Here is a 22,678-nt window from a genome sequence, read left to right on the forward strand (position 1 = left end):
CGGACCCTCGCTTGCTGGACACTCGGAGTGTTCGTCCGCATGATCAGCGGAGCAGCTTGCGAAGGATGGACCAGAACGAGAATGTCGTCCGATTGTAGGCCCGGTTGTACGCGGCTCGCTTCGGATTGGTCAGCCAGCCGTATCCGCGCGGTGCCTTCAGGCCGAGAGCGTTCCTGACCATCCTCTTGGTCGAGGTTCTCGCGGCGATGCTCTTCCGCAGGCTCGGTTTCCGCATTCCGTATTTCATCAGCAGAGGCTATTCTTCCACATGGCCGAGGACAAGCGTCCCGTCCGCGATGGGGGAATGATATGGCCGACCTGGAACAGATGCCGTTCGGCGGAGCCGAGTTCGCGGAGAATCCGGAGCCGAGATGCCCCTGCCTGCTGCTGCTCGACACATCGAGTTCGATGGGTGGTCGACCGATCGGCGAACTGAACGCTGGCCTCACCGCCTTCCGGGACGAGCTGAACGCGGACGCGCTCGCCGCCAAGAGGGTCGAGGTGGGGATCGTGACCTTCGGTCCGGTCCAGGTGGCCACCGAGTTCACGTCCGCCTCGAACTTCTACCCTCCGCATTTCGAGGCCAGCGGCGTCACCCCGATGGGTGAGGCAATACGGCGCGGCATCGAACTGCTGCGCGCCCGCAAGGACGAATACCGCGCCAATGGCGTGGCCTACTATCGTCCCTGGATCTTCCTGATGACCGATGGCGCACCGACCGACGCATGGTCGGGCGCGGCGGATCTCGTCCGCCAGGGGGAAGAGCGCAAGGAGTTCATGTTTTATGCCGCGGGCGTCGAAGGTGCCGACATGGCGACCCTGGGCCAGATTGCGGTACGTGCGCCGTTGAAGCTGAAGGGCCTGGCCTTCCGCGAGCTGTTCGCCTGGCTGTCCAGCTCACTCGGCTCGGTGTCGCGTTCCAATCCGGGGGAGCCGGTCCCGCTCGCCAACCCCGCCGCCCCGAACGGCTGGGCGGTGGCCGACTGAAGAGCGCATGTGGACCTGGGTCGCGGCATCAGTCCGCGGAACATCGCACGAGAGGACCGGCACGCGCAGACAGGATGCGTTTCGCTGCTTCTCCGTCGGGAACGGTGGAACGCTGGTCGCCGTGGCCTGCGACGGTGCCGGCAGCGCCAGCCGTGGGGGCGAGGGAGCCTCGCTCGTCGCGCGTCGGCTGTCCCTCGCGGCGGAAGCGCATCTGCGAACCTCGACTGATCTCCCGTCTGACGAGCTCGTCGGCGATTGGGTCGACTCCGTCCGCGACCTGATCGCCGCGGCGGCGGAGCGGCGAGGGCTGCGCCCGCGCGACTTCGCGACCACGCTGGTCATGGTCGTCGCGATGCCGGGTCGAACCCTGACGGTCCATGTCGGCGACGGGGCCGCGGTCGGACGGCTGACCGACGACGGCCGCTGGGTGTCACTGAGCTGGCCGGAGAACGGGGAGTTCGCGTCGACGACCTTCTTCGTCACGGACGACGTCGAGGTTCGGCTGCGCATCGAGCGGACCGATCGCGATCTCGACCGGATAGCGGTGATGACCGACGGGATCGAACGTCTCGCGCTCGATCTGGCCGGCGGCGCACCGCACCGCCCCTTCTTTCAAGGGATTAGCGAACCCGTGGCGAAGAGCGCGGTCGCGGGACGCGATGGCGCACTGTCCCGCAAGCTGGCGCAGTATCTCTCTTCGGACGCGATCAACGCCCGCACGGACGACGACAAGACCCTGATCGTCGCGAGCAGGCGCGGAACGTGACGCCGCTCTACATCGGCGGGCGGCCGGTGAGGCTCGGCGAACGGGTCGGCCGGGGCGGCGAGGGCGAGGTCTTCGTCCTGGCGGATCGGCCGGATCAAGCGATCAAGCTCTACGGCAGTCCCGACGACCGCAGGCGCGAGAAGATCGAGGCGATGGTCGCGGCGGGGCTGGCCGCCCGCTCCGACCTGGTCGCCTTCCCAGTTGCGATGGTCCAGGGGCCGGGTGGCGCGTTCGCGGGCTTCGCGATGCGTCTGGTGCGAGGACACAAGCCTCTCTTCGAGCTCTACGCGCCGGGCGCCCGCAAGGTCGCCTTCCCCGAAGCGGACTACCGCTTCCTCGTGCGGTCGGCGGCAAACGTGGCCGTGGCAGTGGCCAAGGTGCACGAGGCCGGCGTGGTCGTGGGGGACATCAACCATTCGGGCATCCTCGTCTCGGACAGGGCGACGGCGGCGCTCATAGACGCCGACAGCTTCCAGTTCGGCGAGCGTCACCTCTGCCGCGTCGGCGTACCGGAATACACGCCTCCCGAACTGCAGTCGCGGCGGCTGGACGGCATCGTAAGGACGCCGGAGCACGACGCGTTCGGGCTCGCCATCGTGATCTTCCAGCTCCTCTTCATGGGACGACATCCGTTCGTCGGCCGCTATCGGGGCAGCGGAGATATGCCCATCGAGCGGGCGATCGCGGAGCATCGCTTCGCCTATTCGGCCAGGGGGCGGAGCGACATGTCGCCGCCGCCCGGGGCCGCCCGTCTGCAGGAGTTCCCGGATGAGATCGGCGCCATGTTCGAGGCGGCGTTCGGCGGTGCCCCGAGCGCCCGGCCCCGCCCTCCGCAGTGGGCCGAGGCCTTACGCCGGCTGGAAGGCGGGCTGTCGCGGTGCTCCAGGAACGACATCCACTACTTCCCCAGTGCGGCGGGCGGCTGCTCGTGGTGCAGGATGGAGCGCGAGTCGGGGATCGTGCTGTTCGTCGCACCTCTTCCGAAGGGGGCGGCGCGATCCGATCCGGGCGCAGCCGGCTTCGATCTTGCCGGCGTCTGGAGGAGCATACAGGCGGTAAGGCTCCCGGCGGTCGACGGGCTGCTGCCCCCTCTGACGCAGACCGCACCGCAATCCAGCAGCGAGGTTGCAGCCTTCGCAGGCGCGATACGGACCCGACGCCGCTCGGGTCTCGCCCTGCTCCTCGTCGCGGCGGCGCTGCTCGGGTGGTCGGGCGACCTGTGGCTGCTCTGCCTGCCGCTCGCTTGGTGGGGCTACCATCTCACCTGGCAGGGCGGCTCTGATCTGCGGCGCTTCGTCGAGCGCCATGGGCGAGCGCGATCGGCATACGAGGCCGCTGTCGTGGATTGGCGGAAGCGCATCGGCATCGAGGAGGCTGTCGCACGCCGCCGGACGCTGGAGAAGGCCAAGAGTACCTACGATGGCCTGCCCGGCGAGGAGAAGCGGCGGCTGGGTGAACTGACGACCAAGCGGAGGGAGAACCAGCTGCGGCGGCACATGGAGAGCTTTCCGCTCAGACGCGCGAAGATCCGAGGGATCGGCGCCGGCAAGCTCGCCACGCTGGCGTCATACGGCATCGACACCGCCGCGCAGGTCAGGCGCGATCGGGTGCTGGCAATTCCGGGCTTCGGTCCGGTCAACTCGCAGGAGCTGATCGCTTGGCGCGCTTCGGTGGAGAGCCGCTTCGTCTACAATCCCTCCCCTACGCAGCAGGACCGTCAGGACGAGGACCGGGTCCGTCGGGAGATCGCGAACGAAGCCGGCAGGCTGCGCGGCGAGCTCTCCTCGGGAGCCGCCGACCTGCGTGCGACCGCAGCGGCGGTCGAGCAGCGCATGACCGTGTCCGATCCGGTGGTCAACCGGGCTTATCACGACCTGGAGCAGGCACGCATCGATCTGGAAGCCCTCGGCACAGCCGCTCCCACGATTGCGCCGAGCCCTGCTCCGACCACGTTAAGCGGCGGTGTGGGTGGAGCGGCTTGGAAGCCGACTAGGCCTCCCAAGCCAGTCGCCGGCACTCCGGCCTGCCCAAGTTGCGGAGGTCCCATGATTCGCCGGGCGGCGCATCGGGGCGCGCGCACCGGCAGGCCCTTCATGGGGTGTGCGCGGTATCCGACCTGTCGAGGCACCCGGTCGACATGAGCTATACCGGGCGTTCGGCCTGCCGGGACGGCCCCATTCCTTTCATTGGGCGTTGGGCGGGATGACCCATAGGTGGCTGTTCAGGCCGCCCTGCTCGCTCCCGGACTTCGATCATTAATCCATGTAGACTGAGCCGCTCGCCGGAAGCGACGTGTCTAGGGACGCAGATCAGCGAACAGCGGGGGTTTGCTGCCGTTCCTATCGAAGTCGCCAAACTTATATTTCCAAAAAGGCAGACAGCCCCGAATTTGAATATCTTGCAGTCAGAAATGCCTTTTTTGACGATGAAAACGCATTTTTCGTTTCCGTTCCTCAAACAAGTGAGCGTTTGCTTATTAGTAGGCGTAATAAATTACGATCTACAATCTGTAATCATAACAAATTCATTAGCCTCATTTTATTTGGCTACGACATCATTATAAACTATGGCCTATCTGACACGCAGAGGCCGAAGATCAAGCGAGATCTTCGGCCTCTTCTTCAAGAAGCCTTCTTGCCCTTGCCGCTGTCAGCCACCTGCAGGCCATACGGCTTGTAGTCGCCATCAGGCGTGCGGCAGACGTACTGGGTAGGCAGCGCCGCACGAACGTCGTTCGCCCCCCAAGCGTTCCGCTGATCGGGCGGCAGTCCTGCCCGGCACCCGCAAGGACCGGCGACTCCATCTTGGCTCCGTCTAGCAACATATAGCGGACAGGCTGCAGACGGACCGCATCAATGCTTTCGCTCGCGCCGGCACGCCCCTCGAACGTAGTCTCGCTAGTACCGTCGTCGGCTGCGAACGTCGTCCGGTAGGTCGCGTTCTGATAGTTCGCAGAGGCGATCTGAGCCGCGATGATCCTATCAGCCCTTTTCGCGTTGGCCAAAATGAGTGCGCAAACGCCGGCTCCCGCAGCGGCGCCGATCGCCGCTCCTGCCGCCAAGCCGCTTTTGCCGGTTGCCCTGCCTACGAGGGCGCCGAGCAGAGCGCCGCCGAGCACTGAGCCGACGCACTTGCCCCGAGCTTTCTCGACCTCCGTCTTGGCATACTTGATCTTCTCGGCTTGGGCGACGCCCGCAACCACGTCGCAAAACGGCAAGGTCACCGCAAGGAGCAGCGTCAGTGATCTTCTCTTCATCGTCTTCCCCCATTTTTGTTCAGCTGGTCAGTCTTCACTTCGCCCTGCCGTTGACGGCTATTCCTTGACGCCCCTTGTCGGCACCAATGTAGACACCCTCGTCCGTTGCTTCGCCTGACAGTTTGTCGCCCGTGATCCTGAATGCGAAGTTCCGCATGCCGCCGAACGGCATCTCGTTTCCGAACTCAGGCTCACCGCCCGGCTGCGGACTCCATGCCTGCGCGAAACCGCCGCGGTCCGATCTAATCTCACAATCGTCGCCCGAGCAGGAAATGCTACCGGTCATCGGAATCGGGTAGGACGGCGTGCCGAGCAACGTCAGCCAGGATGCCGTCAGCTTCCCCTTGCCGTCGTCGCCGATGCGCACATCGGCAAGCTCGTCTCCAGAAGGGTAGGCGGCCTTAGCCGAAAAGTGCCACAGCCGCTCGGGCGCTGGCGAAGCATTGCCGATCTTGTCCGGACCGTAGGACAGAAGTCTGCCGCCCTGGGCCAGCCAATAGCTCTCGAAGAAGTCCTTTCCTGCGGCGCTCCGGCCGGCCGGCAATACCACGTGCAGGTCGACCTGCGGTAAATCGGTCGCAGCCTTCCGCCCAGCCTCCACGCCGCTCCTGCGAACGGCTTCTGCATCGCCGCTCGGCAGGTCAAGGCCGCTGAGATCCGACACTAGAACAAGGCGTTGGACGCGGTCGTCTCCCTCGAACATGCCCTTCGAGGCCTTGAGCCCTGCAAGGAACGGGGCGGCATCGACGCTGCCGCTTTGCGCACCTGGCTTGTCGGCGGCTAGCGCTCCCGCCGCCACCATGCCGCCGATTAGCTGCGTCCGGAAATTGGACGCCTGGTCCTCAAGCTCTCGCGCGGTGCCTGAGGAGAACATGCTCCCGACGCCGCCCTCTTTCTGTTGAGCCGCCGCCATTTCCTGTGAGGAGAGGCCGGGAATGCATCCGACGAACGTCGTCTGCGCGGCGGACCCGTCGGCAGGCACGACGGCGATGGTGATCTGCTCGCGAGCGGCGCTCGTCCCGGCCGGCAGCGCGACTGCCGGATCCGAGATGGAGAGGACCAGGTCGCGAAAAGCTTTGTTCTGCTCGGCGAACGTTACCGCATCGGCCGCCTTCCTCAGCGCTTTCGCGTCGACGAAGATCAGCGTTCGACGAAGCGGCGCCTGCACTCCTTTGAGATCGCAGGCACCCTCCGCCCTGATGGTGGAGCCTCCCACTTTCGTCGGTGTGCCGCCGGACCCGCTGTTGCAGCCGGCGAGGAGAAGCGGGAGGACCGATGCAGCGCCGACGAGCAGCGCGCGGCACGAAGACGCTCCGCTCACAGCTGCACGCTCCGGTAGAGGTGGATGGAGCGGGCGGCGAAGTCGTTTGGCGTAATCGTCTCGACCGCCGCGCCGGCGTGCCTGTCGACCGCCGGACCGGTGAATCGAAAGTCGGGATCCCGATCGCAGATCAGGTCGACCAGCCGGTTCTGATAGGCGCGGAGAAGCCCCACCACTTCGGCATCCTTACTCGTGATTTGTCCAGCGTCGTGCGAGATGTCCACGTTGTCGGGCTGCGAGCGCATCTGATTGGACTTGCGTCCCAGATCGTCGATGCGCCGCTTGTGGTTCCGGTCGATGTCGGCGAGTTTCGCGGAGAGCTGCTTACCGTATATTCCCTCCATCTCCGCCTTCAGACGCAGGTACTTTTCCGCTTTGTGTGCATACTCCGGGTTCTCGTCGTGCTGCAGGTAAGTGAAGGCCGCACCCACCGCGAACACGATGAGGTTGCCAGCCAGCAGACCCGCCGTCTGCGCGATCACGTTAGGGGGGGTGAGCCCGAGAACGACTGCGGCTTCCACTTGTGCGAGCACGGTCGAGTAACGGGCGTAGCCGACCGCCGTCATCGAGATGACGAGCAGGGCCACCGCGATCGCCATCAGCCTGATGCCCTTGGCGCGCTGCTCATCGTCGTCGGGCCGCATGTAGTATTGATAGGCCTTGAGGAAGATACCTGTCATGTAGGACGATACCGCCACGGCTAGCGCCACAACGAGTGAGAGGCCGGCGGCGATCGCCGGCACGCCGGCGAGCTTGAAGAAGCTACTGTAGTTCATGAAGAACTCGGGGATCATTATGACCGCCGGAATGCCATATACTAGCAGCTTCGCCGGCACCTGCGCATCCCTACCACCCAGTTCGGTGCGAAGGCGGGCGTATTCCGTCTCCGCGACTTCTAGTCGGTCCAATCGGCCACGCTGCTTCTCGTAGAACGTCGTCGTCTCCTGCGCCTTACGGACGGCACGTTCACGTCCGATGACGTCCCGCTCAAAGTCCTCGACGAATCCTTCGACTCCGCCCTGGAGGCGCACGCGCTTGGCCGCACCGACAACGTAGTTCAGGGCGTTGGCCCGCGGCCGCGCGACATGCGTGGAAAGCCAGGCGTTCATCTCGGGCGTGAGATTCGCGCTCATGGCACCGGATTGACCATCGCCCGTCAGGCTTATGCCTCTTCCACCACTCTCGCGATCAGCACGCGCGAAGAGGTCGGTCGCCAGCGCGCCAGTCGGCGAAAGATCCATGTCGAGATACGTCTTGAGCGGCACAATTTCCCCCATTCCACTAACTTCGTTGGTCCCGTCCGTCACAAATCGATCCGCACCGGCGTGGCACGGCGCAGCACGGGGTCGATCCTGATCCTCCTGGATCCGGTCGGCATCACGCTCACCGGCCCTCCCGGCGTTGGCTTTACTGCGGCTAGGCTAGTTCCCAAAGGCGCGATGGCGTCGCGATGACCCCCGTTCGGCTTGAGGCCGCTCCTCTGGCCGTGTTCGGGATCGACCCGTGTCGGCAGGCGCCGCACGATCTCGACGGCCTCGTAGTTTCGTTTCAGAACTAGTTGCGCCTTGCACCGTTCAGCTTCGATCCTTGACCGCGCCTGGCAAAGTTCGGAGAGTTGCTGGTCGGCCATCCAGACGCCGACCGCTTCGGGCTTAGAGGCGAACAAAAATTCAATTCGCCGGTTCTGGTCTAGCGCGGCCTCGTCGTCGCCAATCACAAGAGGCATGTCCTCGCCGAAGCCTATCCGCCAGATCGAACTGTAAGCGACACCCTGCTCGTAAATGGCCTCTGCTAAAGCATTCGCGCGATCAATCGAGAGCGCCTCGTTATATTTAGCGTCACCCCGCTTGTCAGCGTGACCGGCGACGAACAGCGCGACATCGGGCGGTTCGCGTCGGAGACTTTCCGCGATGATCGTCACCAGCGGATCGGCTTCGGGTCTCAGTCGGCTCTGCGCTGTATCGAAGAAGACGTGGTCCGGGAAGACGACCCGCAGCACGGGCACGTCCACGCCGAACTCACTCGGCAATCGATCTGCCGGCACCACACCTTCGAAAAAGACAGGCTGGCGGTTTGGTGGAAGAGCCGCAGAGAGGCGGGCCAGCCGCTTGATCCGGTCGCAATGCTCCATTCTGACGAACGCCTGCCAGGGCTGCATGACACCCGCAGTCGAAGGCGCCTTCAGATCACGGCAGTCGACCGGCACGGAACGCACCTGCGTCATCGCCTGAGCCGATGCGAGAGATGGAACCAGACATGACGCCGCCGTCGCGCAAAGCAACATGCCGAACAAATGCGCTCGGCTCCGGAACAACCGGATTGACGACCCACCAGCCTTCACAAACTTCCCCCTTGTCGGAGTCAACGTGCTTTGTCGTAGCTAATTTGTCCAGCGCAACAATGCAGCAATTTGGATCTGTTCGTCGATACACCCGGCCATGCGGAGCAAATCGGAGCGACTTTGTTTTTCAAGCGTGGGTGCCGCACGACGGTTCAGCCTGGCCGAACCTGTTGCTCAGCCATGTACTAGTTCTAAAATTTTTGGTTGGAGGATGCTTAGATGATCGGCTGCTATTGGTGGATAAGACATTCGTTAACGCTACGACGATAGACTGGCTATAGTCAGGAGCCGCCGCTTTTCCTATCTGTCCTCGTGACCACGATGCAGACGTAAGCAACCCCATTTTACAGGAACCGTTTCTGCCGTTCGCTCTTTTCGCGTTTGGTACGATTTCCCTGGTGTCACAACCGCTCGAGACTGTTGAAAAAGGCCTGCGCGAAATCGGCGTGGCGGATGGCTGGTGACGCCGGCACGGTAGGATACGCCGCGTGTCAGGCCGGCGCAGCCTGCCGGGCGAGCAGCTGAAGGTTGTATGCCGCGGCGGCCATGGTGAACTTTTCGGCGGCTCCTGACAGGCCTCGCAGCTTGAGCGTTCGTAGCCCCAGGTTGCGTTTCAGGTGGCCGAACACGCGCTCGATCCGCTGTCTTCGACGCCGTGCGTGCACATAGGCGTCGGTGCCGGCAAGGGCGCGCACGGTATCGCGGGCTTCCTCGCTGACAAGCCGGGTGACACCCCGCTTCGGACCGATGGTGCATTGCGGCTTCGGCTCGCAGGCGGTGCAATCGGCCGGCCGGCTTCGGTAGACGCGCACCTGCTTGGTCCGGTTGGTGCCGCAATAGCGGCACCTGCTTGGTCCGGTTGGTGCCGCAATAGCCGAGCAGCTTGTCCGCCGGACAGCGATAGGCATCCACTTCCCGGTCGTAGCGGAAGGCATCCCGGGTGAAGAAGGCGTCCCGCTGGCGGGTCCGGTCGATGACCGGGATGTATGGCGTGATGTTCCGGTCGATCAGCCAACCGAGCAGCGGACCGCTACCATAAGCCTTGTCGGCCGAGAGACTGGCGGGTTCGATGCCCAGCCTGGTGCCGGCGCGTGACACCAGCGTCCGAGTGGCCGCCACCTCGGCTGCGAAGCGGGCGGGCGTCGCCTCCACGTCGAGGATGCAGCCGGTGTCGAGGTCGAGCAGGGGGTTAATGGCGTATGCGTAGCGCGCCGGTCCGTGCTTGCAGGTGAGCGCCGCCTGCGGGTCGGTCGGCGAGATGCTGGTCGGATCGACGGGCGCTGGTTCGTCGGGGTCCGGCGGCAACGCGGCATCGAGCGCCGCCAGATATTCGGCGACGGGTCGCGATATGCTTTCCCCGGCACGAAGCTCGTCTGCAGCGTCGGCCCCCTTCAGCTTCTTCTCGCGGCTGGCGTCGGCTATGATCGTGCTGCCGTCCACCGCCAAGTCACGCCCCGTTACCAGCCCAGCCGCGGCGCACCGCGCGACTACCTGCTCGAATAGCAGACGATGTAGGTCGCAGGCGCGGAAGCGGCCGTGCCGGTTCTTGGAGAAGGTGGAATGGTCGGGCACTCGGTCGCTCAGATCGAGACGGCAGAACCAACGATATGCGAGGTTGAGGTGCACCTCCTCGCAGAGGCGGCGCTCCGAGCGGACGCCGAACAGATATCCAACCAGCAGCATCCTGAGCATCAGCTCCGGGTCGATCGAGGGTCGCCCACTCGTGCTGTAGCTCGACGCCAGCGCCTCGCGCACGAAGCCGAAGTCCAACACGCCGTCGATGCGTCGGAGCAGGTGGTCGACCGGCACATGCTCATTGCGCCGGAAACCATAGAACAGCGCCCCTGCGCCACCTGCCGACCCATCATGTCCGTGATCCCCCACCGCCTTGCCGGAGTGAATCACGCCCTCGTCACCGTCGCAAGCAGCCGTTTTTCAACAGCCTCGGACGGTTATGAGCCGCTCGTTAGCGCACGGACCCGTGCCCGTTTCAGGGCGTCAAAAGGGCGCGTCAAAAGGCCGCTCATACTTCGAGGGACGACTAGGTCACGCCCCCCGCCCCCCTCTTAACGAACGGCAGCTTATTACGATTGGTCGCCCGAAAGCGGACAGGCCGCTCTCCACCAATAGCGAACATTCCCGTTTCACCATCGTTTTCGAGAATGCTGGTTGAGGTCATTACGCCGGAATAAGGAGTCACTCGCGCATGGAATGGCGAGTCATATCGACTGGAGCCAACATCCGGGAAAACAAAGGGGTGTGGCGGGTTCCTTGAGAGGGATGCATTTTCCATTACCCCGTTCAGCCGGGCAATCGGCCCCTCATCGACTTGGAAGATCGGCGTAGAACGCGCCAAACATATAGCCTGGTATACCAGTCCCGGATGCGGGCAGGGTCAGCGTGAAGGCCAGACCCATTTGGAATAATGGTCTTCGTCGCTGTGCAGGAATGTCTCGCCGCAGTCTTTCTCCAGCCGATATGTCCTGGTGTCGGGATCGCCTGCCAAGCCGGTGAGCAGCCGGTCGCTGTGCGATACCACGACGATCTGACATGCTTTGGCCGCCGTCGTCAGGAGCCGTGCGAGCGGGTCCAGCAAGGATGGGTGCAGGCTGGATTCCGGTTCGTTGAGTATCAGGATTTCCGGCTTGTTCGGCGCGAGCAGCGCGGCGCACAGCATGATGTAGCGCAGGGTGCCGTCCGACAGTTCGCTGGCACGCATCGCGCGGAGCAGACCTCTTTGCCGCATCGCGACGCTGCCATCCCCGTCGCCGTCGATGGTCGATCCCGGAAACGCATCCTCGATCGCACTATCGAAGGCCTCCGCATCGCCGACCGCGTGGATCGTCGCGACAGCCGCAGCCAGATCGGCCCCGTCATTGGCCAGTGCCGGCGTGTAGGTGAGGATCGGAGTCTTGCGTGCCGGAGCGTCGATATCGGTGCGCAAATTGTCGTAGAAGCGCCAGTTGCGCATCCGCTCGCGCATGAGCAGCATTTCCAGCCCATCCTCGCGATCGGACGCGTGCGTGACCATGCTGTCGAAAGGGTGAAGGTTCGCCATCCCGGTCCGCCATTCGCCGGTCGCCGCCCGTCGGACACGGACCATTTGTCCGCGGCGTTCCGCGAACAGGTTCGATCGGCCAAGCACGCCGCCCGTCCACATGGCCTCGACCTTGATTTCGGGATCGAAGGCGAAGGCTGAGCCCGGCGTCGGCAGGCCCAGATCGATAGCGTAGCCCAGATCGTCCCCCGAAAAGCCAAGGCGCAGGCTGACCGGGCCGGACCGGACGGTCCCCTGAATGGGCACCGTGCCGCTCCGCATGCCCTGGCTGATCCGCTCCGGGCCGGCCCATAGCGTCGAGGGCAAGCCACCCTCGCGGGCCAGCGAGTTGACCAATCGCCCCTGCGCCACATCGGCGAGCAGGCGCAAGGCGCGGTAGATGCTGGATTTTCCAGTTCCGTTGGCACCGGTTATGATCGTCAGGGGGCCAGCGGCAGTGTGATGTCCCGCAGGGAGCGATACCCGGAAATGGCGAGTTGCGAAATCATCGTTACTGTCTCCGCCGACTGACATCCGTCGATGTTTGCGGCACGCCCTATCATAGTTCATCGACAGCGACGTCCCTTGCGAGTGCCAGAAAGGTCGAACGTGAGCTTGCGGTCTTCTTATCCGATGCCTCCCGACTCGCGGACGATACGTTCCAGAACTATGGTGTCCTTGTCGCGCGCTACGGCCGGCGGCAATGCGACCATATCCGTAATCGTCCTGACACCCAGGCCGGATCGACGTTCAACACCGAAGGCGGCATTTGGAGACGCTTGCTTCCCCGGCGGAGGCCGGGGCCCGGTTGGGGCGGGCTGGTGATGAGGCGCATGCAAGCGTTACAGCTGCTTTCCCAACTGGGCCCCGGCCTCCGCCGGGGAGGTAGGAGGCTGCATGTCGATACACCCTGGCAGGCCGTGAGGTGCCTCGAGTGCCCCGCCTCTACCCGAACCTCGCTGACCGTCTTTGCTCGAAACGGCGGGCTGCGCAATTCGACGTCGCGCGGACCATGGACGCGATGCCGATGCGTCGCGCGGGGCGGCGCCGATTGCGGTGATGCCACCGATCGCCTATGTGTACAGACGCGTCGGAGGCTACACATGCGCACCAACATCGAGATCGACGACGCCCTGATGGCAGAGGTGATGGAGACCTTTGGCGTCAAGACGAAGCGCGAGGCCGTCGAGCGTGCCATGCGCGAAGCCGTTCGCATCAAGCGGCAGCTGCAAGCGCTGGATGGCTTGCGCGGCATCGGCTGGGACGGCGACCTGGATGACATGCGCACCAGCAAATACATCCCTGCCGGGTGGTCGTCCTCGTCGATTCCAGCGTGTGGATCGATCTGTCCGCCGATCGGACAACGCGTCAAACCCTGGCGCTGCGCGATATCACCGCACAAGGCGGACGTCTTCGGGTCGGCGACCTGATACTGACCGAAGTCTTGCAGGGGACGCGCAGTGCGCGCAATTTCCAGCGGACGCTGGCGTGGATGATGGAATTCGACGCGATACCGATCGCCGACCATCGCGTCGCGGTAGAGGCCGCCCGCCACTATCGCCATTTACGCGCCCTGGGCATCACCATCCGCAAGACGATCGACACGCTGATCGCCACGCGGTGCATCCTTGATCGCCTTCCGCTGTTATACAGCGATCGCGATTTCGACCCTTTCGTCCAGCATCTCGGCCTCCGGTCGGCGCTCGTGACCCCGGAGTAAGAACACCATGTCCGACTACGATTACGACCTTTTCGTCATCGGCGCAGGGTCGGGCGGAACGCGCGCCAGCCGGGTCGCAGCGGCGCATGGCGCGCGCGTTGCGGTGGCCGAGGAATATCGCGTCGGTGGCACCTGCGTGATCCGCGGGTGCGTGCCGAAGAAGCTGCTGATCTATGGCGCGCATTTCGCCGAGGATCTGAAGGATGCCAAACGCTTCGGCTGGCAGGTGCCCGACCAGTGCGACTTTCACTGGACGACGTTGCGCGACAATGTGCTCGAGGAGGTCGACCGGATCAACGGCGCCTACACCCAGACGCTGGAGAACCACGGGGTGGAGATCATCCACCAGCGTGCGGTCGTCACCGGCCCGCACAGCGTCCGCCTGGCCGACGGCACCGAAAAGACGGCGGGGCGCATCCTCATCGCGGTCGGCGCCCGCCCGATGGTACCCGATTGCCCCGGCGCGGAACATGGCATCACCAGCAATGAGGCGTTCCACCTGGACGCCATTCCCCGCCGGGTGCTGATCGCCGGCGCGGGCTATATCGCCAACGAATTCGCGGGCATCTTCCACCAGTTCGGCGCGCACGTCACGATCATGAACCGGACGCAGGACATCCTGCGCGGCTACGATCTGTCGATCCGCGACCGGCTGCTCCAGATCAGCATGATGAAGGGGCTGGAATTCAAGTTCGACGCCAATTTCGAAGGCATCGACAAGGGCGAGGACGGCTGCCTTACGGTCCACATGTCCAACCACGAACCGGTCACGGTCGACATGGTGATGTTCGCCACCGGCCGCGTGCCGAACACCGAGGGACTGGGGCTGGAAGAGGCCGGCGTCACGCTGGACAAAGGCGCGGTCGTCGTCGACGCCTGCAACCAGTCGAGCGTCGACAGCATCTTCGCGATCGGCGACGTCACCAACCGTATCCAGCTGACCCCGGTCGCCATCCGCGAAGGCCAGGCGTTCGCCGACACCTTCTACGGCGACAAGCCGACGACGGTCGATTACGCCAACATCCCGTCGGCGGTGTTCAGCCATCCCCCCTTGCCGGCGTCGGCATGACCGAGAGCGAGGCGAAGCAGAAGCTGGGTTCGGTCAGCGTCTATTCGTCGGACTTCCGCCCGATGAAGAACGTGCTGGCCGGCCGCAACGAACGTGCGCTCTACAAGATGGTGTGCGACGGCGAGACGGGCCGCATCGTCGGTCTGCACATGATCGGTCCCGACGTACCCGAAATCCTGCAAGCCGCGGCGATCGCGGTGAAGGCCGGGCTGACCAAGGCGCAATTCGACGACACCGTCGCGCTCCACCCGACGATGGCAGAAGAACTGGTATTGATGAAGTGAGCCGAACGGCGCCCTCCCGGCCGGAAGGGCGCCGGTTCACCGCCCGGTGAAACGGCCCGGACGGCGCTCGTTCACCGCCCTCACCCCCTCGGCGAAATCGGCGGTCTTCAGCAGCCATGCCTGCTCTGCCAGTTCGTGATCGGTCTGGCGTTGCACCAGCGCGAACAGGTCGCCGCGCATCGTCGCCCGCGTCGAGCGCACCGCCAGCGGTGCACCGGCCGCAATCTCCTGCGCCAGTGCCAGCGCCTCGGCGCGCAGCCGATCCGCTGGGACCAGTGCGTCGACCAGGCCCCATTCGGCCGCCTGCTCCGCCTTGATCCGCCGCGCGGTGAGGTTCATCAGCAAGGCGCGCTGGCGGCCGATCACCCGCTCCAGTACCGCCGAAATGCCGAAACCGGGATGAAAGCCGAGCGCCACGAAATTGGCGACGAAGCGCGCTTCCGGTGCAGCGACGCGGAAATCGGCGACCAGCGCCAGACCCAGCCCCGCCCCCACCGCCGAACCCTGGATCGCGGCGACCACCGGGGTCTGCACCGCGAACAGCTGCGCCGCGGCGACGTAGAAGGGGTTGCGCGTGCCGGCCGGCTGGTCCGTCGCAATCGGATTGTCGCGCGCCAGGTCGGCGCCGGCGCAGAAGATGCGCCCGTCCGATTGCAGGACGATCGCCCGCACATCCGGATCGCCATCGGCGGCGGCGAACGCGTCACCGATCGCCTGGATCAGCGCCAGATCGGCGAAATTGTGCGGCGGGCGCGAAAAGGTGACGATGGCGACATGACCGTCGCGGGCGACGGCTACGGGATCGGCGTAATGGGTCATCGACGCTGTCTGCCCGGTAGAGGCGACCGAGACCAGTCCCCGTGATGCTGACCTCATGCCGCCGGTATTACCGCCGTGACTGGAGGTAGGCGATGAGGTCGGCGCGGGCGAGCGGATCGGCCAGCCCCGGAAAGCCCATCGACGTGCCGGGCGCGAACCGGCGCGGCGCGGCAAGCCATGCGTCCATCCGCTCCGGCGTCCAGCGTCCGCCGACCTGCCGGAGCGCGGCAGTGTAGCCGAAGCGCGGACTCGCCTGCGCGACGCCGCCGCCCATGACGCCGTACAGATTGGGACCGTTGCGATCGGGCGCACCGGCACGAATGGCGTGGCATTGCGCGCAGATCGCAAAGCGTCGCGCCCCTGCCGCGGGGCTGGCGATACGAAGCCATGCCGCAAGGTCGGGCCGTGGACCGGCGGCGTCGCGCCGCGCCTGCGTATCGTCGTTCGAACACGCGGCGACGAGCAGCGTCAGGACGGCGGCGAGGTGACGGCGATACCGGGCGGCGGTACCGATCATGCCGTGCCGCCCCGTCCCGTCGCTCAGTCGGCGAACAGCAGGACGGGCGTCTCCAGCTGCTTCTTCAGCGCCTGCACATAGCTTGCCGCGTCCCAGCCATCGACGACGCGATGGTCGCAGCTGATCGACAGGTTCATCAGCTTGGCACGCCGGATTTCGTCGCCGCGCCCGGTGAACACGGGACGCTCGACGATCTTGTTGGGGCCGATGATCGCCACCTCGGGCCGGTTGATGACCGGCGTCGTCGCGATCCCGCCGAGCGGCCCCAGCGACGTCACCGTGATCGTGCCGTTGCCAAGTTCCTTGGGCTTCAGCCTGTTCGCGCGTGCCGCTTCCGCCAGGCGCGTGATCTCGGTCGCAAGCTGCCAGACGTTGCGGTCCTGCGCATCGCGGATCACCGGCACCGTCAGCCCGGCGTCGGTCTGCGCCGCCATGCCCAGATGCACGCGGCCCGACCGCGTCACCACCCCCGCCTCGTCGTCGTAGCGCGCGTTTAGCATGGGGAATTCAGGCAGCGTGCGGCAGATCGCGACGATCAGCAGCGGCAGCATGGTCAGCTTGGGGCGGGCGCCGCGGTGGTCGTTGAGGTCGGCGCGCATCGCTTCCAGCGCCGTCACGTCGATCTCGTCGACATAGGTGAAGTGCGGGATGTTGCGCTTCGCGGCGGCCATGTTCTCCGCGATGCGGCGGCGCATGCCGATGACGCGGACCTGTTCGTCAGGCCGCGCGCGCGATGCGCCGGGGGACTGATAGCCCTGCCCGGCGTTGTAGCGCAGGAAGGCGTCGAGGTCGGCGTGGCGGACGCGGTCGGCGTCGGTCTTCACCTGGGCGAGATCGATGCCGAGGTCCTTCGCGCGTGCGCGGACCGCGGGCGATGCGAGGACGTGGGGTTGCGGAGGCGCCTTCTCCTCCGTTCGCCCCGAGCCTGTCGAAGGGCTGCTCACCGCAGGCGCGACACTTGCGGCCTGTGCCTCGACAGGCTCCGCCCGCACGGGGGTCGGGGTGTCGCCCGAACGCGCCGGCGTCGTCATACCTGCCGCCTGCGCCTCCTCAACCCCCGGATTCTCCGCCTCATATTGTTCGGCGACCTCGGCCTGTTCGGCCGAAGCCGGTGCGGCGGCGACGTCGCCATCGCCCGCGGCGGCGTCGGTTTCGATCACCACCAGACCGGCGCCGATCGCAACCTGGTCGCCGACCTCGCCCGCCAGTTCGACGACGACGCCGGATACCGGCGATTCCATCTCGACGGTGGCCTTGTCGGTCATCATGTCGGCGATGTTCTGGTCTTCCTCGACCCGGTCGCCGACCTTGACGTGCCAGGCGACGATCTCGGCCTCGGCGATGCCTTCGCCGATGTCGGGCAGCTTGAAGGTGAAGCGAGCCATGACTTATGCGTCCTTCATGATCTTCTTGAGGGCCTGGCCGATGCGGACCGGTCCCGGGAAATAGGCCCATTCCAGGCTGTGCGGATAGGGCGTGTCGAAGCCGGTGACGCGCTCGATCGGCGCTTCGAGGTGGTAGAAGCAGCGTTCCTGCACCAGCGCCGACAGTTCCGCGCCGAAGCCCGAGGTGCGCGTCGCCTCATGCACGATCATGCAGCGGCCGGTCTTCTTCACCGACGCCTCGATCGTCTCGATATCGAGCGGCACCAGCGTGCGCAGGTCGACGATTTCCGCATCGATGCCGTGCTCGGCGATCACCGCGGCGCAGACGTGCACCATCGTGCCATAGGCGAGGATCGTCAGCGCCTCGCCCGGGCGCACGATCGCCGCCTTGCCGAGGTCGACGCGATAATAGCCGGTCGGCACATCGCCGGCGGCATGCTTCGACCAGTTTTCCGCGGGGCGGTCCCAATAGCCGTTGAACGGGCCGTTGTAGATGCGCTTGGGTTCGAGGAAGAGGACGGGGTCGTTGTCCTCGATCGCGGCGATCAGCAGGCCCTTGGCATCGTAGGGCGTCGACGGGATCACCGTCTTCATGCCCGACACGTGGGTGAAGATGCCCTCTGGCGACTGCGAATGCGTCTGGCCGCCGAAGATGCCGCCGCCATAGGGGGAACGGATCGTGATCGGGGCGATGAACTCGCCTGCCGAACGGTAGCGCAGCCGCGCCGCCTCGCTGACCAGCTGGTCGAGCGCGGGGTAGATGTAGTCGGCGAACTGGATCTCGGGCACCGGGCGCAGGCCGTAGGCACCCATGCCGATCGCGACGCCCATGATCCCCGTCTCGGTGATCGGCGTATCGAACACGCGGGTCTTGCCGTATTTCGCCTGAAGCCCGGCGGTGGCGCGGAACACGCCGCCGAAATAGCCGACGTCCTCGCCCATCACCAGCACGTCCGGGTCGCGGCCCATGCAGACGTCGAGCGCGGAGTTGATCGCTTGGATCATGTTCATGCGGGTGGTGCCGGTGTCGGCGTCCGCTTCAGTTTGGATTGCGGTGTCGGTCATACAGACATCCTCGTCATCCCCGCGCAGGCGGGGATCCAGACGTGCAGGTCATGGAAGGAGCCGCTGGCGTTGCGGCTATGGATCCCCGCCTTCGCGGGGATGACGGACCCTTGGGGCGGCATCACGATTTCCGCGCCCATGGCCGCCCCGATGCCTCCTCTTCGGCCATCATCTGCGCCTGCTGTTCGCGCAGGTGCCACGGCATTTCCTCGAACACGCCGTCGAACAAAGTGTCGAGCGGCTGGTGCAGGCCGTGGCCGAGAATGCCGTTCTTCTCGGCCTCCTTCTGTTCGGCCTTCACATATTCGGCCAGCTCGCGGTCCTGCGCGGCGTGGCGTTCGTCGTCCCATTCGCCGATCGCGATCAGATGCTGCTTCAGCCGCGCGATTGGATCGCCCAGCGGCCACGCCGTCGGCTCGCCCGCGCTGCGATATTGCGAGGGATCGTCGGAGGTCGAATGCCCTTCCGCGCGATAGGTGAAATGCTCGATCAGCGTCGGCCCCGCGTTCGTCCGCGCCCGTTCCGCCGCCCACAGGGTCGCCGCATAGACCGCCAGCGCATCGTTGCCGTCGACCCGCAGGCCGGCGATGCCATAACCGATCGCGCGCGCCGCAAAGGTCGTCGCCTCGGCACCCGCGAACCCCGAAAAGCTGCTGATCGCCCATTGGTTGTTGACGACGTTGAAGATCACCGGCGCGCGGTAGACCGAGGCGAAGGTGCAGGCCGAATGGAAATCGCCTTCCGCCGTCGACCCCTCGCCGCACCACACCGCGGCGATGCGGGTGTCGCCCTTCGCCGCCGAGGCCATCGCCCAGCCCACCGCCTGCGGATATTGGGTGGTGAGGTTGCCCGAGATCGAGAAGAACCCGTAGTCCCGCGCCGAATACATGATCGGCAGCTGCTTGCCCTGCAGCTTGTCGCCGCGGTTCGAATAGATCTGGTTCATCATCTCGACCAGCGGATAGCCGCGCGAGATGAGCAGCCCCTGCTGGCGATAGGACGGGAAGCACATGTCCTCGAAATCGAGCGCCTGCGCCGCCGCCACGGCGACCGCCTCCTCGCCCGTCGCCTTCATGTAGAAGCTGGTCTTGCCCTGACGCTGCGCGCGGAACATCCGTTCGTCGAAGGCGCGGAGCAGCGCCATGTTGCGCAGCATCTTGCGCAGCGCATCGGGCGACAGCTTCGGGTCCCACGGCCCGACCGCCTGCCCGTCCTCGTCAAGGACGCGCACCATCGTATAGGCGAGTTCGGTGAAGTCGCGCGCGGGTTCCGCCGTGTCCGGCCGCCGCGCAGACCCGGCGGGCGGCACGTCCACCGTGGCGAAATCGACGGCGTCGCCGGGCCGGAACCTGGGTTCCGGCACATGCAGCGTCAGCGGCTGCAAATTGGCGCGAGGATGCTCGCTGGCCACTCTTCTCTCCTGTACGTCCGGCGAGATTCGCCGACAGCCTTGTTTGATCCTGTTGCGCCGTTGTAATTAAATTTCAAGCGCATTTCAGCGCGCCAGCGACATACCGATCGGAACGCAGGATGTGCCGCGATGCTCCATTCCGAGTCCGCGATACACGCGTGGCGGCGCCCCGATGACCGCTGGGGTTTCGCCGACGACGGCATGCGTCGCGAAACCTCCACGTCATCGTCCGGCACCGCCGAACCGGCCCCCTCCCCCTGCGGGACCGGGCGGCGCTTATTCCACCGTCTGTTCGATCACCCCGAAGATCGGGTGATGCCTGTCGTCCTCCGCCCAGATGCGGACGGTATCGCCCTTCTTCAGGAACGGCGTCACCGGCTTGCCGCCGGCGATCGTCTCGATCGTGCGCAATTCGGCCAGGCAGGAATAGCCGACGCCGCCGGCCGCGATCGTCTGGCCCGGTCCGCCGTCCGGCCCGCGGTTCGACACGGTGCCCGATCCGACGATCGTGCCCGCCCCCAGCTTTCGCGTTTTGGCGGCGTGCGCCACCAGCGTGCCGAAGTCGAACGTCATGTCCTCGCCCGCCTCGGCACGGCCGAACGGCTGGCCGTTCAGGTCGACCATCAGCTTGCGGTGCAGCTTGCCGCCCTGCCACCAGTCGCCCAGCGCATCGGGGGTCACGAACACCGGCGAAAACGCGCTCGCCGGCTTCGACTGGAAGAAGCCGAACCCCTTGGCGAGTTCGCCCGGGATCAGGTTGCGCAGGCTGACGTCGTTGGTCAGGCCGATCAGGCGGATAGCCGCCAGCGCCTCGTCGCGGCTTGCCCCTAGCGGCACGTCGCCGGTCACCACCACGACCTCCGCCTCGAGGTCGCAGCCCCAGGCCTCGTCGCCCAGCGGGATCGCATCGCGCGGCCCGAGGAAGCCGTCCGAACCACCCTGATACATCAGCGGATCGTGCCAGAACGTTTCCGGCATCTCGGCCGCCCGCGCCTGCCGCACCAGCGCGACATGGTTCACGTACGCGGACCCGTCCGCCCATTGATAGGCGCGCGGCAGCGGCGAGGCGGCGTCATGTTCGTGGAACCGTTCGCGCGGGATCACCGCATGGTCCAGGTCGGTCGCGAGATTCTGCAGATCCGGCAGCCACCGGTCCCAATCGTCCAGCGCGGCCTGCAGCGTCGGCACGATATGCCCCGCATCGGCATACCAGGCCAGATCGTTGGACACGACGACGAGCTTGCCGTCACGGCCGTGCTTCAGGCTGGCGAGTTTCATGGGCGCATCCTCTTGTCGTTGGACCCACTGTGTATCGGCTGCCGCGCGATCGCGCACCGGAAAAGTATCCCTCGATACGAAGCCGCCATAACATTTGTTATTTTAGGCTTGACGCCCGCGGCAGCCGATCGCAGCCTGCCGGCAAAATCGGGAGAGAGAGATGACGCTCGACGATGTCGCGGGGCGGTTCGCCTATGACGAGGATCATGAGGCGTTCCGCCAGACGGTGCGGAGCTTCCTGCGCAAGGACGGCGTGCCGCATGTCGCCGACTGGGAGGCGAACCGGCTGGTCCCGCCGGCCTTCTGGCAACAGGCGGGCGCGGTCGGCATGCTCTGCCCGACCGTGCCGGAGGCCTATGGCGGGCTCGGCCTGGATTTCGGCTATAACGCGATCGTCAACGAGGAGCTGACCTACAACGGCGTCCCCGCGGGCTTCACGCTGCAATCCGACATCGTCGTCGGCTATATCGAACATTACGGATCGGAGGAGCAGAAGCGGCACTGGCTGCCGCGCATGGTGTCGGGCGAGACGATCAGCGCGATCGCGATGACCGAACCCGGCACCGGCAGCGACCTGCAGGCGATCCGCACCACCGCCCGGCGCGACGGCAACCATTATGTCGTCAACGGCAGCAAGACCTATATCACCAACGGCCAGAACGCCGACCTGATCCTGGTCGTCGCCAAGACCGATCCCGATGCGCAGCCCGCCTATAAGGGGATGTCGATCATCCTCGTCGAAGGGTCGCGCGACGGCTTTCGCCGCGGACGCAAGCTCGACAAGATCGGGCAGGAGGCGGCGGACACGTCCGAGCTGTTCTTCGACGACGTCCGCGTCCCGATCACCAACTGCCTGGGCGAAGAGGGCAAGGGCTTCGTCTATCTCATGAGCCAATTGCCGCAGGAACGGCTGTCGATCGCAATTGGCGCGCAGGCCTCCGCACAGAAGGCGTTCGACGAGACGGTCGCCTTCACCAAGGATCGCAAGGCGTTCGCGGGCGTGGTGTTCGATTTCCAGAACACCCGCTTCGTCCTCGCCGGGCTGAAGGCCAAATTACAGGTCGGCTGGGCGCACCTGGACTGGGCGATCCGCCGCCATCTTGCCGGGCAATTGACCAACGAGGAGGGCGCGGCGGCCAAGCTGTGGCACACCGACCTGCAATGGGAGGTGATGGACGCCTGCCTTCAGCTGCACGGCGGCGCGGGTTACATGAACGAATATCCGATCGCCCGCGCATGGCGATCCGCGCGCGTCAGCCGCATCTATGGCGGCACCAACGAAATCATGAAGGAGGTGATCGGCCGCAAGCTCTGACCCGGCCTTGCCGGCGTGCGGGCGGCATCGCGTCCGGCGAACCGGCCGTTACCGTGCGGCTCTGCAAGGCCGTGCGGCCCGCGGCGCTTCACGCCGCCGCGCACCCG

The 22,678-nt window shown here is 65.6% G+C and carries 17 protein-coding genes and 2 pseudogenes; 7 read left to right on the forward strand and 12 right to left on the reverse strand.

What is annotated here, in order from left to right:
* Positions 1-309 precede the first annotated feature (309 nt).
* Genes GTH33_RS15790 through GTH33_RS18040 form a run of 3 tightly spaced genes read left to right on the forward strand, consistent with a single transcriptional unit; the run spans position 310 to position 3,894 of the window.
* Positions 310-987: a vWA domain-containing protein gene (locus GTH33_RS15790; protein ID WP_163959211.1), complete on the forward strand. Its 678-nt coding sequence runs from the start codon at positions 310-312 to the stop codon at positions 985-987.
* A 7-nt stretch (positions 988-994) separates the two neighbouring features.
* Positions 995-1,753, forward strand: coding sequence for a PP2C family serine/threonine-protein phosphatase (locus GTH33_RS15795; RefSeq protein WP_163959212.1), 759 nt, complete (start codon positions 995-997; stop codon positions 1,751-1,753).
* Complete coding sequence (locus tag GTH33_RS18040; RefSeq protein WP_163959213.1) at positions 1,750-3,894, forward strand: topoisomerase DNA-binding C4 zinc finger domain-containing protein; 2,145 nt, start codon at positions 1,750-1,752, stop codon at positions 3,892-3,894. The genes GTH33_RS15795 and GTH33_RS18040 overlap by 4 nt, the downstream gene beginning before the upstream one ends.
* 455 nt (positions 3,895-4,349) lie before the next feature.
* On the opposite strand, the gene GTH33_RS15805 is transcribed toward GTH33_RS18040, so the two are convergent.
* From GTH33_RS15805 to GTH33_RS15830, 6 genes and pseudogenes are all read right to left on the reverse strand, one after another.
* Positions 4,350-5,009, reverse strand: coding sequence for a hypothetical protein (locus GTH33_RS15805; RefSeq protein ID WP_163959214.1), 660 nt, complete (start codon positions 5,007-5,009; stop codon positions 4,350-4,352).
* A gap of 34 nt (positions 5,010-5,043) precedes the next feature.
* Positions 5,044-6,177 (reverse strand): hypothetical protein, encoded by a 1,134-nt coding sequence (locus GTH33_RS15810; protein WP_163959215.1) that lies wholly within the window; start codon positions 6,175-6,177, stop codon positions 5,044-5,046.
* 149 nt (positions 6,178-6,326) lie between these two features.
* Positions 6,327-7,607 (reverse strand): hypothetical protein, encoded by a 1,281-nt coding sequence (locus GTH33_RS15815; protein WP_163959216.1) that lies wholly within the window; start codon positions 7,605-7,607, stop codon positions 6,327-6,329.
* A 26-nt stretch (positions 7,608-7,633) separates the two neighbouring features.
* Positions 7,634-8,554, reverse strand: a complete 921-nt coding sequence (locus GTH33_RS15820) for an OmpA family protein (protein ID WP_163959217.1) — start codon at positions 8,552-8,554, stop codon at positions 7,634-7,636.
* Positions 8,555-9,162: 608 nt separating this feature from the next.
* Positions 9,163-10,539, reverse strand: a pseudogene (locus GTH33_RS15825) (transposase).
* Positions 10,540-11,066: 527 nt separating this feature from the next.
* Positions 11,067-12,098, reverse strand: a complete 1,032-nt coding sequence (locus GTH33_RS15830) for an AAA family ATPase (RefSeq protein ID WP_243848132.1) — start codon at positions 12,096-12,098, stop codon at positions 11,067-11,069.
* 713 nt (positions 12,099-12,811) lie between these two features.
* Between GTH33_RS15830 and GTH33_RS15835 the strand changes: the two genes are divergently transcribed.
* The 3 genes and pseudogenes from GTH33_RS15835 (at position 12,812) to gorA (ending at position 14,781) form a co-directional block, all read left to right on the forward strand.
* Positions 12,812-13,138: a type II toxin-antitoxin system VapB family antitoxin gene (locus GTH33_RS15835; RefSeq protein WP_163959218.1), complete on the forward strand. Its 327-nt coding sequence runs from the start codon at positions 12,812-12,814 to the stop codon at positions 13,136-13,138.
* Positions 13,042-13,428 carry a type II toxin-antitoxin system VapC family toxin gene (gene vapC / locus GTH33_RS15840; protein WP_249054919.1) on the forward strand — a complete coding sequence of 129 codons (387 nt, stop codon included), beginning with the start codon at positions 13,042-13,044 and terminating at the stop codon, positions 13,426-13,428. Before GTH33_RS15835 ends, vapC begins: the two co-directional genes overlap by 97 nt.
* A 7-nt stretch (positions 13,429-13,435) precedes the next feature.
* Positions 13,436-14,781 (forward strand): annotated as a pseudogene (gene gorA, locus GTH33_RS15845) (glutathione-disulfide reductase).
* Between the two features lie 36 nt (positions 14,782-14,817).
* Here gorA and GTH33_RS15850 read toward each other — a convergent pair.
* The 6 genes from GTH33_RS15850 to GTH33_RS15875 all read right to left on the reverse strand — a co-directional run bounded on the left by GTH33_RS15850 (position 14,818) and on the right by GTH33_RS15875 (position 21,256).
* A complete protein-coding gene (locus tag GTH33_RS15850) occupies positions 14,818-15,657 on the reverse strand; it encodes an enoyl-CoA hydratase/isomerase family protein (RefSeq protein ID WP_243848133.1) in 840 nt (279 codons plus the stop codon).
* A 10-nt stretch (positions 15,658-15,667) separates the two neighbouring features.
* Positions 15,668-16,117 (reverse strand): c-type cytochrome, encoded by a 450-nt coding sequence (locus GTH33_RS15855; protein ID WP_163959220.1) that lies wholly within the window; start codon positions 16,115-16,117, stop codon positions 15,668-15,670.
* A 23-nt stretch (positions 16,118-16,140) separates the two neighbouring features.
* On the reverse strand, positions 16,141-17,502 hold the full coding sequence (locus tag GTH33_RS15860; protein WP_163959221.1) for a dihydrolipoamide acetyltransferase family protein: 1,362 nt from the start codon (positions 17,500-17,502) through the stop codon (positions 16,141-16,143).
* Between the two features lie 3 nt (positions 17,503-17,505).
* Entirely contained in the window at positions 17,506-18,513 is a 1,008-nt protein-coding gene (locus tag GTH33_RS15865) for an alpha-ketoacid dehydrogenase subunit beta (protein ID WP_163960172.1), read from the reverse strand.
* 175 nt (positions 18,514-18,688) lie between these two features.
* Positions 18,689-19,978, reverse strand: a complete 1,290-nt coding sequence (locus GTH33_RS15870; RefSeq protein ID WP_163959222.1) for a 3-methyl-2-oxobutanoate dehydrogenase (2-methylpropanoyl-transferring) subunit alpha — start codon at positions 19,976-19,978, stop codon at positions 18,689-18,691.
* A gap of 276 nt (positions 19,979-20,254) precedes the next feature.
* Positions 20,255-21,256, reverse strand: coding sequence for a fumarylacetoacetate hydrolase family protein (locus GTH33_RS15875; protein ID WP_163959223.1), 1,002 nt, complete (start codon positions 21,254-21,256; stop codon positions 20,255-20,257).
* 160 nt (positions 21,257-21,416) lie between these two features.
* On the opposite strand from GTH33_RS15875, the gene GTH33_RS15880 reads away from it, so the two are divergent.
* Positions 21,417-22,571: an acyl-CoA dehydrogenase family protein gene (locus GTH33_RS15880; protein ID WP_163959224.1), complete on the forward strand. Its 1,155-nt coding sequence runs from the start codon at positions 21,417-21,419 to the stop codon at positions 22,569-22,571.
* Positions 22,572-22,678: the final 107 nt, after the last annotated feature.

Origin of the sequence: Sphingomonas insulae (genome assembly GCF_010450875.1) — a bacterium.
In the GTDB taxonomy this organism is placed as follows: domain Bacteria; phylum Pseudomonadota; class Alphaproteobacteria; order Sphingomonadales; family Sphingomonadaceae; genus Sphingomonas; species Sphingomonas insulae.